The 15,151-nt window shown below is 67.9% G+C and carries 12 protein-coding genes; 7 read left to right on the top strand and 5 right to left on the bottom strand.

The window, feature by feature from the left end:
- Positions 1-21: 21 nt before the first annotated feature.
- Positions 22-2,319, bottom strand: coding sequence for a TonB-dependent receptor (locus ACFFJC_RS06655; RefSeq protein WP_379486715.1), 2,298 nt, complete (start codon positions 2,317-2,319; stop codon positions 22-24).
- Between the two features lie 347 nt (positions 2,320-2,666).
- On the opposite strand from ACFFJC_RS06655, the gene ACFFJC_RS06660 reads away from it, so the two are divergent.
- Positions 2,667-4,274: a tetratricopeptide repeat-containing sulfotransferase family protein gene (locus ACFFJC_RS06660; RefSeq protein WP_379487204.1), complete on the top strand. Its 1,608-nt coding sequence runs from the start codon at positions 2,667-2,669 to the stop codon at positions 4,272-4,274.
- Between the two features lie 42 nt (positions 4,275-4,316).
- Here the strand turns inward: ACFFJC_RS06660 and ACFFJC_RS06665 are convergent, their stop codons facing one another.
- From ACFFJC_RS06665 to ACFFJC_RS06680, 4 genes are all read right to left on the bottom strand, one after another.
- Complete coding sequence (locus ACFFJC_RS06665) at positions 4,317-6,728, bottom strand: TonB-dependent receptor (RefSeq protein ID WP_379486716.1); 2,412 nt, start codon at positions 6,726-6,728, stop codon at positions 4,317-4,319.
- Positions 6,729-6,922: 194 nt separating this feature from the next.
- On the bottom strand, positions 6,923-7,882 hold the full coding sequence (locus tag ACFFJC_RS06670) for a sterol desaturase family protein (RefSeq protein WP_379486717.1): 960 nt from the start codon (positions 7,880-7,882) through the stop codon (positions 6,923-6,925).
- A gap of 284 nt (positions 7,883-8,166) precedes the next feature.
- A complete protein-coding gene (locus ACFFJC_RS06675; RefSeq protein ID WP_379486718.1) occupies positions 8,167-9,180 on the bottom strand; it encodes an MBL fold metallo-hydrolase in 1,014 nt (337 codons plus the stop codon).
- A 17-nt stretch (positions 9,181-9,197) separates the two neighbouring features.
- Positions 9,198-10,286 (bottom strand): MBL fold metallo-hydrolase, encoded by a 1,089-nt coding sequence (locus tag ACFFJC_RS06680; RefSeq protein ID WP_379486719.1) that lies wholly within the window; start codon positions 10,284-10,286, stop codon positions 9,198-9,200.
- A 224-nt stretch (positions 10,287-10,510) separates the two neighbouring features.
- Here ACFFJC_RS06680 and ACFFJC_RS06685 point away from each other — a divergent pair, with 224 nt between their 5' ends.
- The 6 genes from ACFFJC_RS06685 to ACFFJC_RS06710 all read left to right on the top strand — a co-directional run bounded on the left by ACFFJC_RS06685 (position 10,511) and on the right by ACFFJC_RS06710 (position 15,149).
- Positions 10,511-11,020 (top strand): CopG family ribbon-helix-helix protein, encoded by a 510-nt coding sequence (locus ACFFJC_RS06685; RefSeq protein ID WP_379486720.1) that lies wholly within the window; start codon positions 10,511-10,513, stop codon positions 11,018-11,020.
- Between the two features lie 113 nt (positions 11,021-11,133).
- Complete coding sequence (locus ACFFJC_RS06690; protein ID WP_379486721.1) at positions 11,134-12,213, top strand: putative urea ABC transporter substrate-binding protein; 1,080 nt, start codon at positions 11,134-11,136, stop codon at positions 12,211-12,213.
- 36 nt (positions 12,214-12,249) lie between these two features.
- On the top strand, positions 12,250-13,065 hold the full coding sequence (locus tag ACFFJC_RS06695) for an ABC transporter permease (RefSeq protein WP_379486722.1): 816 nt from the start codon (positions 12,250-12,252) through the stop codon (positions 13,063-13,065).
- The gene (locus ACFFJC_RS06700) at positions 13,062-13,835 is read left to right on the top strand and encodes an ATP-binding cassette domain-containing protein (protein WP_379486723.1); all 774 of its coding nucleotides are present in this window, start codon (positions 13,062-13,064) and stop codon (positions 13,833-13,835) included. The genes ACFFJC_RS06695 and ACFFJC_RS06700 overlap by 4 nt, the downstream gene beginning before the upstream one ends.
- 13 nt (positions 13,836-13,848) lie before the next feature.
- Positions 13,849-14,328: a CopG family ribbon-helix-helix protein gene (locus ACFFJC_RS06705; protein WP_379486724.1), complete on the top strand. Its 480-nt coding sequence runs from the start codon at positions 13,849-13,851 to the stop codon at positions 14,326-14,328.
- Complete coding sequence (locus ACFFJC_RS06710) at positions 14,325-15,149, top strand: urea amidolyase associated protein UAAP1 (protein WP_379486725.1); 825 nt, start codon at positions 14,325-14,327, stop codon at positions 15,147-15,149. The genes ACFFJC_RS06705 and ACFFJC_RS06710 overlap by 4 nt, the downstream gene beginning before the upstream one ends.
- The last annotated feature ends 2 nt before the right edge of the window (positions 15,150-15,151 follow it).

Here is a 15,151-nt window from a genome sequence, read left to right on the forward strand (position 1 = left end):
GTGCTGGGGCTCCGTGTCAGGTCAGAAGTGGCGGCGCAGGTTCACGCCGATGGTGCGCGGTGCCGCGGAGGTGGCGGCATAGCTGTTCGGCGTGGACGACATCGAGGCGCGGTTGATCGCCACCGCGTCGAACACGTTGTTCACGAACAGGTAGACGCCGGTGTCGCTGTCCGGCAGCTCGAAGCCGACGCGCAGGTTGGCCAGGGCATAGTCGTCCATCTTCACGCGGTAGACGTTGGTGGGCCGGAACTCCGAGTAGGAGGAGCCGACGTAGTTGACGTCCGCGCGGGCGAAGAACTCGACGCTGTCGCCGACCGGCGCGCGGTATTCCGCACCCACCGAGCCGGCGAAATGCGGGATGTAGGGGATGCGATCCCCGGCGCGGCCGGCGGCGACTACGGCGTCGCTGATCTGGTCCTCGGTCAGCTTGGCGTCGAGGTAGTTCCCCGCCAGCGTGATCTGCAGGCCCTGCGCCGGGCGGATGAACGCCTCCGCTTCCAGGCCGCGGATGCGCGCGGCGCCGGCGTTCGAGAGGAACGAGAACGCGCCGTTGGTGGTGCGCCCGCTCACCTGCATGTTGTCCCAGTCGATCTGGAACGCCGCCAGGTTCACCGTCAGCGCCCGGTCCAGCAGGCTGATCTTGCCGCCGACTTCGTAGTTCCACAGCTTGTCGGATTCGTAGGGAGTCAGGTCCGCCGACAGGCCGATGACCTGGTTCGCGCCGCCGGGGCGGAAACCCTGCGAGGCGGTGGCGTAGAACAGCATGTCGGGGTTGGCCTGCCACGACGCGTTGAACTTGAGCAGCGTCCCGTTCTCGGAGGAGTCCACCGTATTGACCGGGCGGACCGGGGCGCCGATCAGCGTCCAGCCGATGTCGGTGAAGCCCGAGACCGTCTTGTCGTAGTCGAAATAGCGGATGCCGGCCGTCAGGCTGATGGCGGGGGTCACGTGATACGTGCCTTCCCCGAAGACCGCGACCTGCTTGAGCTTGTCGAAGATCTCGCGGCGGTAGAACAGCTGAACCGGGAAGATGATCTCGCCGGTGGCGTCGTCGGCGCGGGCGTCGGAGGAGGTGACGTCGTTCTTGCGGTTCTGGAAGAACCCGCCGACCGTCCAGTCGAACGCATTGTCCCCGGTCGAGCTGAGGCGGACTTCCTGGGTGAAGTCCTTGGTCGAGCCCGGATAGTAGATCGCCGCCGGGCTCAGGCTGTCGATGTAGCCGTAGTACGTCGAGAGCTGGTCGGCGGAGCAGGCGCCGCCCGCGTTGACGTAGGAGGCGCAGCGCGCCGCCGTGCGGTAGGTCCCGATGTAGTAGCTGTCATCCGCGGCGTAGGCCGACTTGCGGTGCTGGTAGCTGGTGATCGAGGTCAGGTTCGCGAAGCCCACGTCCCAGTTCGCGGTCAGGCTGTAGAGCTGCGACTTGTCGGTATAGGGCAGGTTGACCTGCGCGGCGGACTTGTACTCGCCCACCGCCGGGTTCCAGGTGGCGGAGACGGCGTCGGTGTTCTCGAACGCGGCGGTGCCGTCCAGCGTGAAGTTGGAGGTCGGCGTGAAGCGCAGCATCAGGCGGCCGCCGGTGGCGGTGTAGTCGTTGACGTTCTTGCGGTTCAGGAACGTGTTGTCGATGTAGCCGTCGCTGTCGCGGCGGTAGAGCACCGCGCGGGCGGCCAGGACGTCCTTGACGAGCGGCACGTTCACCATGCCGTTGACGAAGTAGCCGAAGCCGCCGCCCTTGGTGGTCTGGGCCTGCGCCTCGACCGTGCCCTCGTATTCGTCGCTGGGCTTGTTGAAGATCACGCGGATCGCGCCGCCCATCGAGCTGGCGCCGTAGAGCGTGCCCTGCGGGCCGCGCAGCACCTCGATGCGGTTGACATCGAACAGGGTGAAGTCCGCGGTGCGGCCCGCCGCGTCGCTCGACACGCCGACCGAGCCGGTGACCGGGGTGTCGTCGTAGTACACCCCCACGGTCGCCTCGCCGGACGCCTGGACGCCGCGCAGCGAGACGCGGCGCTGGCCCGGTCCGTTGTCCTGGATGCGCAGCGAGGGGACGAACTTGGCGTAGTCGGCGATGTTGGTGACGCCGGCATTGGTCAGCGTCTCGCCGGTGAGGGCGGTGATCGCGATCGGCGTGGTCTGCACGGTGGTATCGCGGCGCAGCGCGGTCACGACGATGTCGGTCCCGACCTCGGTGTCGGTGGCGGTGCCGGCGGCGGCGTCCTGCGCCTGCGCGACGGTTGGAAGCGCAGCGGCGAGTGCGAGGACGATGGAGGCGACCCCGCTGTTGAGCGCGGCGCGGCGGAACTTTCCTTGAGTGCTCATCGTATGTCGTTTTCCCTCATTGACCAGCGAAGGCGGCTTCTTCCGGCCGCGCGCTCCACCCGTGATTGCGACTCGCATGATGGCGCGTCGATAATGTCTATACAAGAAATTTTATTGCTTAAAAAATGCCCACTCAGAAATTGAACATGCCTACTTTTTGGGCATTCATGTCGCGAGGACGTGTGTACGGGTGAGCGCAGCTCCAAAGATGAAACTGCTCGCGCGCGCAAGTCGCATAAGTGTCAAGGCTCGGCAGGCGATATCGGGAGGGTTGGGGATTGACGATTGCCACCCATGCGGGTGCCTGCTTAGGGTGGAGGTCGAGGCATGGAACACGAACACCCGTGATGATGGAGCAGGAGGCGCGCGCTTGCCTCGCGCGGGGCGACCTTGCCGGCGCGGTCGCAGCGGCCAGGCGCCTGACCGAGGTCGAGCCGAACCGGCCCGAGGGCTACTTCCTGCTCGGCATGGCCGCGGCGCAGGCCGGGCACGCTGCCAAGGCGATCCCGCTGATCCAGGCCGCGGTCGCGCGCGGGCGGCAGGCCGAGCATCTGGCGCAGCTGGCCCGGCTGCTGGTCCTCGTCCGGCGCGAGGACGAGGCGGCGGTCGCGGCGCGCGAGGCCCTGGCCGCATCGCCGCGCGATCCGCTCACCCTCGACACCATCGGCTGCGTGCTGGTGCGGCTGGGCGACCACCAAGGCGCGCTGGCGCCGTTCTCCGCGGCGGTCGAGGGCGAGCCCGCGAACCTGGAGTTCCGCTACAACCTGGCCGCCGCCTGCGGGTTCACCGGCGACGTCGCGCGCGCGCGGGCGCAGTACGAGGCGATCCTGGCGCGCGATCCGGGCAACGGGCGCGTGCACTATGCGCTGGCGATCCTGTCGCGCCAGGCGGCGGGCGACCATCACGTTCCCCGGCTCGAGGCCGCCCTGGCCGGGGCCACTCGCCCCGACGATGCGCTGCGCATCCGCTATGCGCTGGCCAAGGAGCTCGAAGATCTGGGCGATACCGCCGGCTCGCTGCGGCACCTGACCCGCGCTAACGAGGCCCAGAAAGCCCTCCTCGGCTACGACTTCGCGCAGGACGCGGCGATCTTCGATGCCATCGAGGCGCTGTTCGGCGCCGGCGGCGCTCGCCTCGCCGGCGGGGAGGCGGGCGGCGAGGGGCGCCGCGGGGAGGGGCGCCGTGGGGAGGCGCCGATCTTCGTGGTGGGCATGCCGCGCACGGGCACCACGCTGGTCGACCGGATCCTCTCGTCGCATCCCGAGGTGGAGGCCGCCGGCGAGTTGCAGGCGATGCCGCTGGCGGTGCGGCAGCTGGCCGCCCCGCACCTCGCCGGCCCCCCCTCGCGCCGGGTCATCGACCCGGAGACGGTCGCCGCCAGCGCCGCCATCGTCCCCGGCGATCTGGGAGACGCCTACCTGGCGCGCGCGCGGGTCCACCGCTCGCACGGCAAGCCGCGGTTCACCGACAAGCTGCCGGCCAACTTCCTCTACGTCGGCCACATCCTGCGCGCCCTGCCGGACGCGCGGGTGGTCTGCCTGCGCCGCCATCCGATGGACACCCTCTGGAGCAACTACAAGAACCTGTTCGCCAGCCAGTCCGCCTACTACGCCTATTCGTACGACCTGATGGACACGGCGCGGTACTATGCGCGCTTCGATCGCCTGGTGGCGCTGTGGGAGCGGCTCTGGCCGGAGCGCGTGCTGCAGCTCTCCTACGAGGCGCTGGTGCGCGACCAGGAGGGCCAGACGCAGGCGCTGCTGGCGCACTGCGGGCTTGAATGGGATGCGGCCTGCCTGTCGTTCCACGAAAACCGGGCCGCGGTGGCGACGCCCAGCGCGGCGCAGGTCAGGCGGCCGATGAACGCCGATGGGGTGGGCAAGTGGCGGGCCCACGAGGCCGCGCTGGCGCCGGCGCGCGCCTGGTTGCAGGCCCAGGGCATCGCGGTCGCGTAGCGGACGCCGCGGCGCGCCTCTGCGCCGCGACGTCCGGTGTCGTCAGTACTTGATCCGCGCCTCCAGGCCCACGGTCCGCGGGTTGACTACGGTCTGGCGGTAGTAGCGCGCCGCCACGCCGTCGTTCACGCCGATGCGCGAGCGGTCCTGGCCCACCGAGACGATCGCGAAGTTGTCGAAGATGTTGTTCGCGAACAGGCTGATCGAGAACTTGTCGGTATCGTAGGACAGGCTGGCGCGGTGGAGCACGTAGCTGGGGATCTTGTCGCCGTAGCCGCGATCCCAGCCGATGCGCGAGACGACGTTGCCGCGGTAGGTGGCCGTCCAGTTGGCGCTGACGCTGCCTTCGCCCACGGGCACCGTGTAGGTCGCGCCCAGGCTGCCCGAGTTCTTGGCCGAGCCCGGCAGGCGGTCGCCGTCGAGCGCGTCGAGCTGGGTGAACTTGGGCCGTCCGTCGTAGTTGTTCGGCGTCGTGCGGATGGTGATGATGCCGGGCACGTCTTCGGTCAGCTTGGCGTCGGTGTAGGAGTAGGTGCCCTGGATCGACAGTTCCGGCATCGGCCGGAACTGGAACGAGGTCTCGAACCCTTCCGACTTGGCCGAGCCGCCGTTCACCGTGATGCCGGTCACGCCGTAGAAGGTCGCGGAGTCGACCTGGATGCCGTCCCACTTGACCTGGAACACGTTGAAGTTGAACGACAGCTTGCGGTCGAACAGCTGCATACGCATGCCGATTTCGGCGTTCTTGGTAGTGTCGGGGCCGTACTGGACCTCGTTCGGCAGGGCGCAGGCGTTCTGCTGGTCTTCGGGCACCGGATCGGGGCAGGGCGCCACCCTGTTGGGGCCGCCGATGCGGTAGCCCTTGCTGTACGTGGCATAGACCATGAACTCGGGCGAGAATTCGTACGAGGTGTTGAACTTCCAGACCCAGCCGTCCTTCTTCGCCTTGCCGCCCGCCGCATCGACGTCATAGGGGCTGAGCGGGTCGCCCAGCAGCGGCAGTACGAGGGCGCCCTGTACGTCGGACGTGTACTTGAAGTAGCGCGCGCCGCCGGTGACCTGCCATTCCGGCGTGACACGGAACGTGCCTTCGCCGAAGATCGCCTTCTCGGTGACCTTGGACCTGGTGTAGCTTACGTACTCCAGATCGTCCGGATTGTCAGGGACGCCATAGAAGTCCGACAGCCCCGGCGTGTGCTCGGCATAGTCGTTGTGGTACTTCTGGCGGTTGTAGAAGCCGCCGAGCACCCAGTTGAACGGGCCGCCATGGCGCGACACGAGGCGGATTTCCTGGTTGAACTGCTTGCGGCGGCCGTCGCTCTCGTTCCAGCTCGAGAAGGCGGGGAACAGTTCGTAGTCGTAGTCGAGGTCGAGCAGCAGGTCAGTGTTGTCGCCCGCGGAACGCGTCCGCACGTCGGTATAGGCGGTGGTGGAGACGAGATCGGCGATGTCGGCGATGTTCGCGTTGATCTCCATGCTGGCGAGGTGGGCGCGGCGGTTGACCGGCTCCTCGTAGCGGCTCGCGTTCTCGTACTTGCCGGTGCCCATCACGCCGTAGCTGTTCGACTGGGCGCCGTCGGTCTTGGTCCGCTGGAAGGCGTAGGTGAAGATCGCCTTGAGATCCTCGGTCGTCTGCACCAGCAGCTGGTTGCGCGTGGTGAAGGTCCGCTCGAAGTTCATGTCCTCGCGCCGGCGCAGATTCTCCACGTAGTCGTCGCGCGAGACGCCGTCAGTGCCGCCCGGCTGCGCCAGCGAGACGCCGGGGGTCTGCAGCAGCAGCGGATAGTCGATGAAGCCGGGGTCGTAGTAGTAGCCCGTCGCCGAACGGAAGGCGATGTGGTCCCGCACCAGCGGGATGTTGATCATGCCATCGGCCTGGTAGCCGAAGTTGTCCGAGTGGCTCTTGGCGTAGAGGCGCCCATGCGCCTGGCCTTCGAAGGCGTCGACGTTGGGGCGGTTCGGGATGTAGCGGATCGCGCCGGCCAGCGTGCCGAGGCCGTAGAGCGTGCCCTGCGGCCCGAGCAGCGTCTCCACGCGCGCGATGTCGAGCAGCTTGAAGTCGTAGTAGAGCGGGACTTCGCCCAGGTAGATGCCCAAGGCGTCGTCATAGGACGCGCCGTCCGAGTTGACGTCCGAGGCGTTGAGGCCGCGCAGGACGATCGAGCCGGTGGAGCCCGGCCCCGTGTCGGAAATGGTCAGGCCGGGCGTGAAGTCGGCGAGGTCGCGGACGTCGTCGATCCGCTGGCGCGCGATCTCCTCGGCACCGATCGCGGAGATGTTGATCGGCGTGTCCATGATGGTGGTGGCCCGGCGCGTACCGGTGACGACGATGGCGTCGCCCTCTTCCGCTGCGGATGCGGAGGCGTCCTGCGCCGCCGCGGGCATGGCGGCCACGGCTCCCGTGAAGATCGTCGCGGACAGCAGCGCTGCCCTCAATGTCGCGCGATGTGTCATGTGCTTCCCTGTTCCTTGGCTTTTTGGTGCCCCGCGCTTCGGTCTGCCTGCACCGAAACCCCCGAGTACCGTTGTGTTTTTGACATGACGGGCCGGCCATCTTCGCGGATGTCGTGCCGGCGCGCCTCTCGTTCCCGACGGTGCCCGAGGGCGGATCGGGGTGCTCGCTTGGGTGTGCGGACGGTCCGGCCCGATCAGCCGGCCGTGCGCACCGCATTGCCGCGCCTCGCCTTCATCCGGGCGATCACGGGTTGGAATGGGAAGACGAACTGCTCCCATATGGACAGCCGCCGCAGGTCGTCCTGGCCGACCACGCTCGCCTCGCCTTCGCGGAAGGTGCCGAACACGCGGTCGAGCAGAATGAGCGAATTGGCGTAGTTGCAGCGCGTGCTCTCGTAGTCGGTCGAATGGTGCAGGCTGTGGTGGCGGATGGTCGTGAAGAACAGCGCGTAGAACCTGGGCGGATCGGCCCGAACGTTGGCGTGGGCGAAGGTGGAGACCACGCCCAGAACGTTCACGCCGCAGAACACCGCGTTCAGCGGCAGGTCGAACAGCGCCAGGACGCTCAGGCTGATGAGGAACAGCTCGATGGGATTGCCCACGTAGCCCTTCGCGGCATTGAGTTGGGTGATGTGGTGGTGCGGCGCATGGGTCAGCCAGAACGGCGTCGAGTTGTGCATCAGCCGATGGACCCAGTACTGGCCGAATTCGATGATGACGATCACCATCGCCACCTGCACCAGGAACGGCAGCTCCATGGCCCAGGGGGTGGCGATGCCGAGCGACTGCTTGAGCGCCTTCAGCGGTTCGTCCGCGAAGGTGGCGGTGGCCCAGGAGATCGCGGTGGCGCCGAGCACGACATAGAACAGGTCGGTCGCGAACTCGCGCCTGTTCATGCGCCAGCCGGCATGCCGTTCGTGAACCCATTCGAGCCCCAGCACGCTGAGCGTGATGAGCGAGGACGTGGCGATGAGCGTCCACGGCGCGCCCGTGATCCAATCCGGTGCGAAGGCCCAGAAGGCGACGACCAGCACGACGAATGCAGGCGGCACCCAATTGAAAAGCATCTGCTTCATGGTGTCGTCCCGACGGTCAGCGACGACCGACTGCTCGTCGTGCGAGAGAACCGCGTAGGAGACTGGCAGTTGTTCCATCGAAAACCCCCATCCAGGCCGGTGGACCAGCCTGTCGTTACAGATTTTCTCTCCCGGTTTTCATCGCTCTGCCAGGCGACTTGGTACACGGTATGGATATTACGTTTCTCGTCAAGCGTATTAATGCAGCCGCCGCGTGTTCGAGCGGTGCGCGAGTGGGAGCCCCGCAAAACCGCCACCGTTGCCCCCGCGGGGTAACACTCCGCGCGCCTCCCGCCGCACGCGATGCGGGTGTCCCTTGCGCCCGGCGCGCGGGCGATTCGCCCCCGAGGTCGCCCGGCCGCTCAGTCGTAGCGATAGGGATTGCGGTCGATCGTGGTGGTCCCCCGCGTCTGGTTGCACAGGAAGACGGTGCCGGTGAAGTAGATGCCCGGCTCGGTGATCGTCTGCGCGTAGGCATAGGCGTCGCGCAATTGCTGCACCGTCATCTCCACCGGCGCCTCGTCGGGCTGCCAGGTCATGCCGTAGGGGTAGTCCTGGCCGTCCTTGCTGATCTCGACATGGCAGCCCATCACGTGGGTGACCGGGTGCGTGTCGCAGAAGTCGATGAGCCGCTTCATGCTGTCGAACCACGGCTCCCAGAAGCTGATGTAGCAGCGCCCGCGGTAGAACATGTCCCCGGTGTAGAGGATCTGGGTGTAGCGGTCGTAGTACGCGAACTCGGAGACGACGTGCCCGGGCGAGCCCCAGATCAGGATCTCGCGGCCGCCCAGGTCCAGCGTGACGCGCTCCTCGGGGTAGTGCGTCATGCCCCAGAAGCCCACCATCTCCTCGTGCGTGAGGCCCATGTAGCGGGTGCGCGGCCGGTCCGCGAACTGGTTGGTCGCGGCGTAGTGGTCCGCATGCAGGTGGCTGAACGCGACGAGCAGTTCCATGCTGGCGGGATCGCGGCCGTTGCGGCGGCACCAGTCCTCGATGCATTGGTCCACGACCCCGCGCAGGTCCCAGTCGTTACGCAGCTGCACGAAGCCTTCGTCCAGCAGCAGCACGCGCTCGTTGCCGAAGTAGAGCGGAGCGAACGGCGCCTCGTAGCTGTACGCCTTGTTCTGGCGCAGGATCGCCGTATGCGGGTTGTACCAGTGGACCTGCACCGGCGGGTCGGTGTTGTCCATGCAGGACGACGACCCGCAGATCCAGCGCTTCGGGAAGGCGCCCGGCGCGGGAAGATTGCTGCCGAAGTCGATCGGCGCCGGACGCACCGCGGCCGACGCGGCTTGCGACAGGCCGGTGAGCGCCGCGCCGGAGAGCGGGATGGCCGCGACGGCGGCGTTGCGGGCAAGGAACGTGCGACGGTCCATGGCAGGGCTCCTCGGCGTCAGAACGGATGCGGCGGGTTGATGTTGGGCACGCCTTCGGGCCAGACCTTGGTGCGCTGGTCGGGGCTGACGCCGTTGAACAGCACGAAATCGGGCCGGATCAGCATGATGTCCTTCCCCTGCACCGCCTGTGCGGAGCGGATCGCATCGTCGAGCAGGTCGGGCGTCATCTCCAGCACCCGCTCGTAGGGCTTGTAGGTGGCGAAACGCGGATAGTACTTGCCGGGGACGAACATCATCTCCACGTGCCCGCCCAGGATCCACTTGACCGGACGGCTCGCGGCGAAGGCCTGGAGACGCTCCAGCGCGGCGACGAAGTCGCGATCGTTGCCGATGTTGATCTTGCCCGGGAACAGCAGGTCGCCGGTGAACAGGATGTCGCAGTAGGGATCGTAGAACGTCACGCCGTCGCGGTGCGTGCCGGGGGTGGGGATCACCTCGATCATCCGGTCGCCGAGATCGACGCGCCCGGTGTCCCGGGGCCAGCTGCGGTCGAGGCCGTAGAAGCGCTGCATCACCGCGAGCGGGCGCGGGACGATGGTGGTGCCGGGCCGGCCGGCGAACTGCACCAGGCCCTGGTTCTGCGCGACGTCCTCTCCGGAGGTGAGCGCCACTGTCAGCGGGACGTTCGTGCGTCCGCGGGCCTGGCACCAGCGGGTGATGATCGCGTCTACCGTCTCGCGCAGCGGATAGTGCCGTGCATCGGCGGTGGCGCCGGCGTCGATCAGCAGCGCGCCCCGGTTGCCGAACAGCAGGTAGGTGAACGGCGCTTCCCAGTGGACGCACACGTTCTGGCGCAGGACGAACGTGTCCTCGTTGTACTGCACCACCTGCACGCGCGGGTCGCGGTTCTTGGCGGCGACGTTCGAGCCGTAGGTCCAGCGGAACGCGAGGCTGCCCGGCGCCGGTCCCTCGCACGCGTAGTCGTGGACCACCGGTGCCCGGGGGTGCAGCGGCACGGCGCTGTCGGTGTTGCGCACGCCCGGCGGGTTGTACCCCAGCGCCGGGTTGCCGTTGGGATAGGTCCGCCCCGCCGCCGGTTGCGGGCTGGCGGACGGAGCAGGTCTGGATGCAGAATTTTGCGCCACGGAGTTCCCCAAGATGTCCGCACGATGCCGGCCACGATATTGATATTACGAAACTTGGCAATGTTAATATTTTGGAGGAGGGCGCGTATGCTGTCATTGCCGGCGGGCTTGGTCTATGGCCGCTCTTGACCCGGGGTCGGGAGAGGCCCAGCGTCGTCCGGGTCCATGCCGCGGCGTGGTGTGGCCCGGATGCAAGGAAGTGAGATGATCGAAGGGGTTGCAGCATGACCGCCGACACCGGCAGTCTGGCCCGGCTCAGCATGAGCCTGCCCGCCGAACTGTTCCGCCAGCTGGACATGATGGTGGAGGAGCGGGGCCTTCCCTCGCGCTCGCAACTCATCGCCGAGCTGATCCGTCACGCGCTGGCCGAGCACGAGGCGCTGACCCGGCCCGAGGAGATGCTGGCGGGCACCATCACGCTGGTCTATCGCGGCGACCGCGGTCGCGTGCGCCAGCAGCTCGCCCAGAGCCAGGCGGACTACCTGAAGGAGGTCATCTCCTCGCAGCACGTCTTCCTGGAGGACGACCAGTCACTGGAGGTGCTGCTGGTGCAGGGGCCGGCCGCGCGGCTGAAGGAGCTGTGCGATGCGCTACGCGCGATCCGCGGCGTCCACCAGCTCAAGCTGGTGACCACCACGGCGCTGCTGCCGCCGCTCCACGAACAGGATGCGGTGAAGACGCCGGCTGCGGTCCCGGCCGGGCGGCAGCAGGCCAAAGGCGAAGTCGTCGCCTGAGCGCGCGCGCCAGCCGCCCCGGCAAGTTATTACAAAATCGCCATCACGTAATATTTTCCCATGGACAACGATCCCGATCGCGGCAATGCTGCGTTGCGAAAGGGGACCGATTCATGATCGCACCAATCCGCCGGCTGGCCAGCATCGCGATGGTGACGGGGGCACTGCTCACCGCCGCCTGTTCGCAGACGTCCGAGGCGCCCAAGCCGCGCACGGAGTTCAACATCGGCTGGTCGATCTACGCGGGCTGGATGCCCTGGCCCTACGCCCAGCAGGCCGGCATCGTGAAGAAGTGGGCCGACAAGTACGGCATCAAGATCAACGTCGTGCAGGTCAACGACTACGTCGAATCGGTCAATCAGTTCACCGCCGGCAAGCTGGACGGCGTGACCGTCGCCAACATGGACGCGCTGACGATCCCCGCCGCCGGCGGCAAGGACACCAGCGCGATCATCGTCGGCGATTATTCCAACGGCAATGACGGCATCCTGGTCAAGGGCGCCGGCGACCTCAAGAGCCTCAAAGGCCAGCAGGTCAACCTCGTCGAGCTTTCGGTGTCGCACTACCTGCTCGCGCGCGGCCTCAGTTCGGTAGGCCTGGCCCCCAACGACGTGCGGACGGTGAACACCGCCGACGCCGACATCGTGGGCGCCTTCGCCAGCCCCGAAGTGAAGGTGGCGGTCGCCTGGAACCCGCAGCTCACCGCCATGAAGGCGCAGCCCGGCGCCAAGGAGGTGTTCAGCTCCGCCGACATCCCGGGCGAGATCCTCGACCTGCTCTGCGTCGATACCGCAACGCTGAAAGCCAACCCGAACCTGGGCAAGGCGCTTGCCGGCATCTGGTACGAGACGACGGCGCTGATGACGCGCCAGGATGCGCAAGGCAAGGCGGCGCGCGCGGCGATGGCCAAGCTCGCCGGTGCCACGCCCGAGGCGTTCGACAGCCAGCTGACCACCACCTACCTCTATTCCGACCCCAAGGCTGCCGTCGCCGCCACCTCCGCCCCGGCGCTGGTGACGACGATGACGCGGGTGCGCGACTTCAGCTTCTCCAAGGGGTTGTTCAAGGGCGCGACCTCCGCCGACGCCGTGGGCATGGCGTTCCCGGGCGGCAAGACGCTCGGCGATCCGCAGCGCGTCACGCTGCGGTTCGACGACAGCTTCATGAAGATGGCCGCCGACGGCAAGCTCTGAGCCTGCCCTGCTGCTTCCTCTAGGGAAAACACGTCGATGCGTTGGGTGAATCGTCAAGTCCGGCGAGGGGACCGGCTGTTGCTGGGTGCCCTGCCGATCGCGGCGCTGGCCGTGATCTACCTGGTGCTGGCCGCCAGCCGGCACCAGGCCAACCCGGCGGACAAGATCCTGCCGCTGCCCGGCAGCATGGTCGAGAGCATGTCGGCGCTGCTCTTCGTGCCGGATCAGCTTACCGGCCAGCTGGTGTTCTGGGCGGACACGCTGGCCAGCCTCCAGCGGCTCGGCATCGGGCTGGGCATAGCGACGCTGATGGCGATCGTGGTCGGGCTGGCGCTGGGCGCGTTGCCGCCGGTGCGCGCGACGCTGGGGCCGCTGGTCACCGGCATCGCGGTGATCCCGCCCATCGCGCTGCTGCCGATCCTGTTCATCGCCCTGGGGCTCGGCGAGACGGCCAAGATCGCACTGATCGTCATCGGCATTGCCCCGGTGATGGTCCGCGACATCGCCGCCCATGTCGCGGCGCTCCCGCGCGAGCAGATCATCAAGGCGCAGACGCTGGGCGCCAACAGCTGGCAGGTGATGATCCGCGTCGCCTTGCCGCAGGCCATGCCGCGGCTGCTGCACGCCATGCGCCTGGCGCTGGGCCCGGCGTGGGTCTTCCTCATCTCGGCCGAGGCCATCGCCTCCGACGTCGGGCTCGGCTACCGGATCTTCCTGGTGCGGCGCTACCTGTCGATGGACGTCATCATCCCCTACGTCGCCTGGATCGCGCTCCTGGCGATCGTCATGGACGTCGCGCTCACCGTCCTGAGCCGGCGCTTGTTCCCCTGGGCGCATGGAGAGAGCCATTGACCGTGCTCCTCAGCCTCCGCGACGTCTGGGTCGAATACGGCGAGCGCATCGTGATCGAGAAGCTCGATCTCGACATAGCCGCCGGGTCCTTCGTCTCCGTCGTCGGCCCCTCGGGCGCGGGCAAGAGCAGCTTCCTGCGCCTGATCCTGGGGCAGGAAGCCCCCACGCGCGGCACCATCCTGCTCGACGGCGTGCCCCTCGCGCCCGAGTGCGGCCCGGATCGCGGCGTCGTCTTCCAGCGCTATTCGGTGTTCCCGCACCTCTCTGCGCTGCGCAACACGATCCTGGGCATGGAATGCGCGCAGGCCCCGTTCGCCGCGCGCCTCTTCGGGCGCGCCCGCCGCGCCGCCGAGGAGGAAGCGGCGGCCATGTTGCGGGCCGTGGGGCTGGGCGACAGCATGCATCTTTATCCCGCGCAGATGTCGGGCGGCATGCAGCAGCGGCTCGCCATCGCGCAGGCCCTGGTCAAGCGCCCGCGCATCCTGCTCCTCGACGAGCCGTTCGGCGCGCTCGACCCCGGCATCCGGGCGGACATGCACGCGCTGATCCGCAGTCTCTGGCGCGAATACGCGCTGACCATCGTGATGGTGACGCACGACATCCGCGAGGCCTTCACGCTCGGCACGCGCGTGCTGGCGCTCGACAAGCGCCGCCACGATCCCCACGCGCCGCACCGCTTCGGCGCCACTGCGGTCTACGACCTGCCGCTTCGCGACCGGTCGGAGTCCGAACCTTCAAGTATTACGGTTGACGCGATAGGTAATAACTGAAAAGAGGGTTCCCATGAGCTCCGAATCCGCAAGCCTGGCGCGGCTCAGCATGAGCCTCCCGGCCGGCCTCTTCAGACAACTCGACACGATGGTCGCGGAGCGCGGGTTGCCGTCCCGTTCGCAGCTGATCGCCGAACTGATCCGCCACGCGCTGGCGGAGCATGAATCGCTCACCCGCCCGGACGAGATGCTCGCCGGCACCATCACCCTGGTCTACCGCGGCGAGCGCGGCCGCGTGCGCCACCAGCTTTCGCAGACGCAGGCCAGCTACCTCAAGGAGGTCATCTCCTCGCAGCACGTGGTGCTGGAGGACGACCAGTCGCTCGAAGTCCTGCTCGTGCAGGGACCGGCGGTGCGGCTGAAGGAGCTGTGCGACGCGATCCGCCGGGTGCGCGGCGTGCAGCAGCTGGAACTGGTCACCACCACCTCGCTCCTGCCGCCGCTGCACGACCAGGTCGCCAGCCACTACCCCTCGATCGGAGCCAACGCATGACCGCAACCCTGGCGAATCCCCTGGCCGCGCGCGACCATGCGCGGGCGATGGAGGGGACACGGACCGAAAGCATGCCCGTGCTGCCCCCCGTGGCCGACGACCTGCCCGCCGACGTCTCACCGCAGGACCTCTTGTGGGAAGAGACGATCGCGGCCGGCGGCTACGCGACGCGCCGGCTCTCGCGCGGGACGCGGCTGCGGCTCGTCGACCTGAAGGGCGATGCCTGCGCCTCGCTGCTGGTGTTCAACGCCGAGGTGCCGGCCGAGCGCCTCAACGTCGCCGACACCGTGAAGGTCCAGTGGAACGCGTACCTGGGCGCCGGCAAGCTGCTGCTGTCCGACATGGGGCGCGTCCTCCTCAGCATCCTGGAGGACGACGCCGGAACGCACGACACCTTCTGCGGCACGTCCAACGCCGCCACCAACGCCGCCAAGTATGGCGACGGCCGCAACAGCGGGGCGCATCCGAACGGGCGCGACCGCTTCCTGCTGGGGGCCGCCAAGCACGGGCTGGGCCGCCGGGACGTGCACCCCTGCGTCACCTTGTTCAAGGGCACGCGGATCGAGGCCGACGGTACCATCACGCCGCAGGTCGGACCCTTCGCGCCGGGTCGCACGGTGCTGCTGCGGGCGGAGATGGACGTGATCGTCGTGATCGCCAACGTGCCGCACGTCCTCGATCCGCGGGCCGACTACGCGGTGACGCCGCTGCGGGTCTCGGCATGGCGGGGCCCGGTGACCGCCGAGGACGATCCGGTGCGCAACGCCACGCCCGAGGGCCTGCGCGCCTTCAAGAACGTCGAAGACTACTTCCGCCGCTGAAA

This window comes from Novosphingobium soli (assembly GCF_042432915.1).
Taxonomy (GTDB): domain Bacteria; phylum Pseudomonadota; class Alphaproteobacteria; order Sphingomonadales; family Sphingomonadaceae; genus Novosphingobium; species Novosphingobium soli.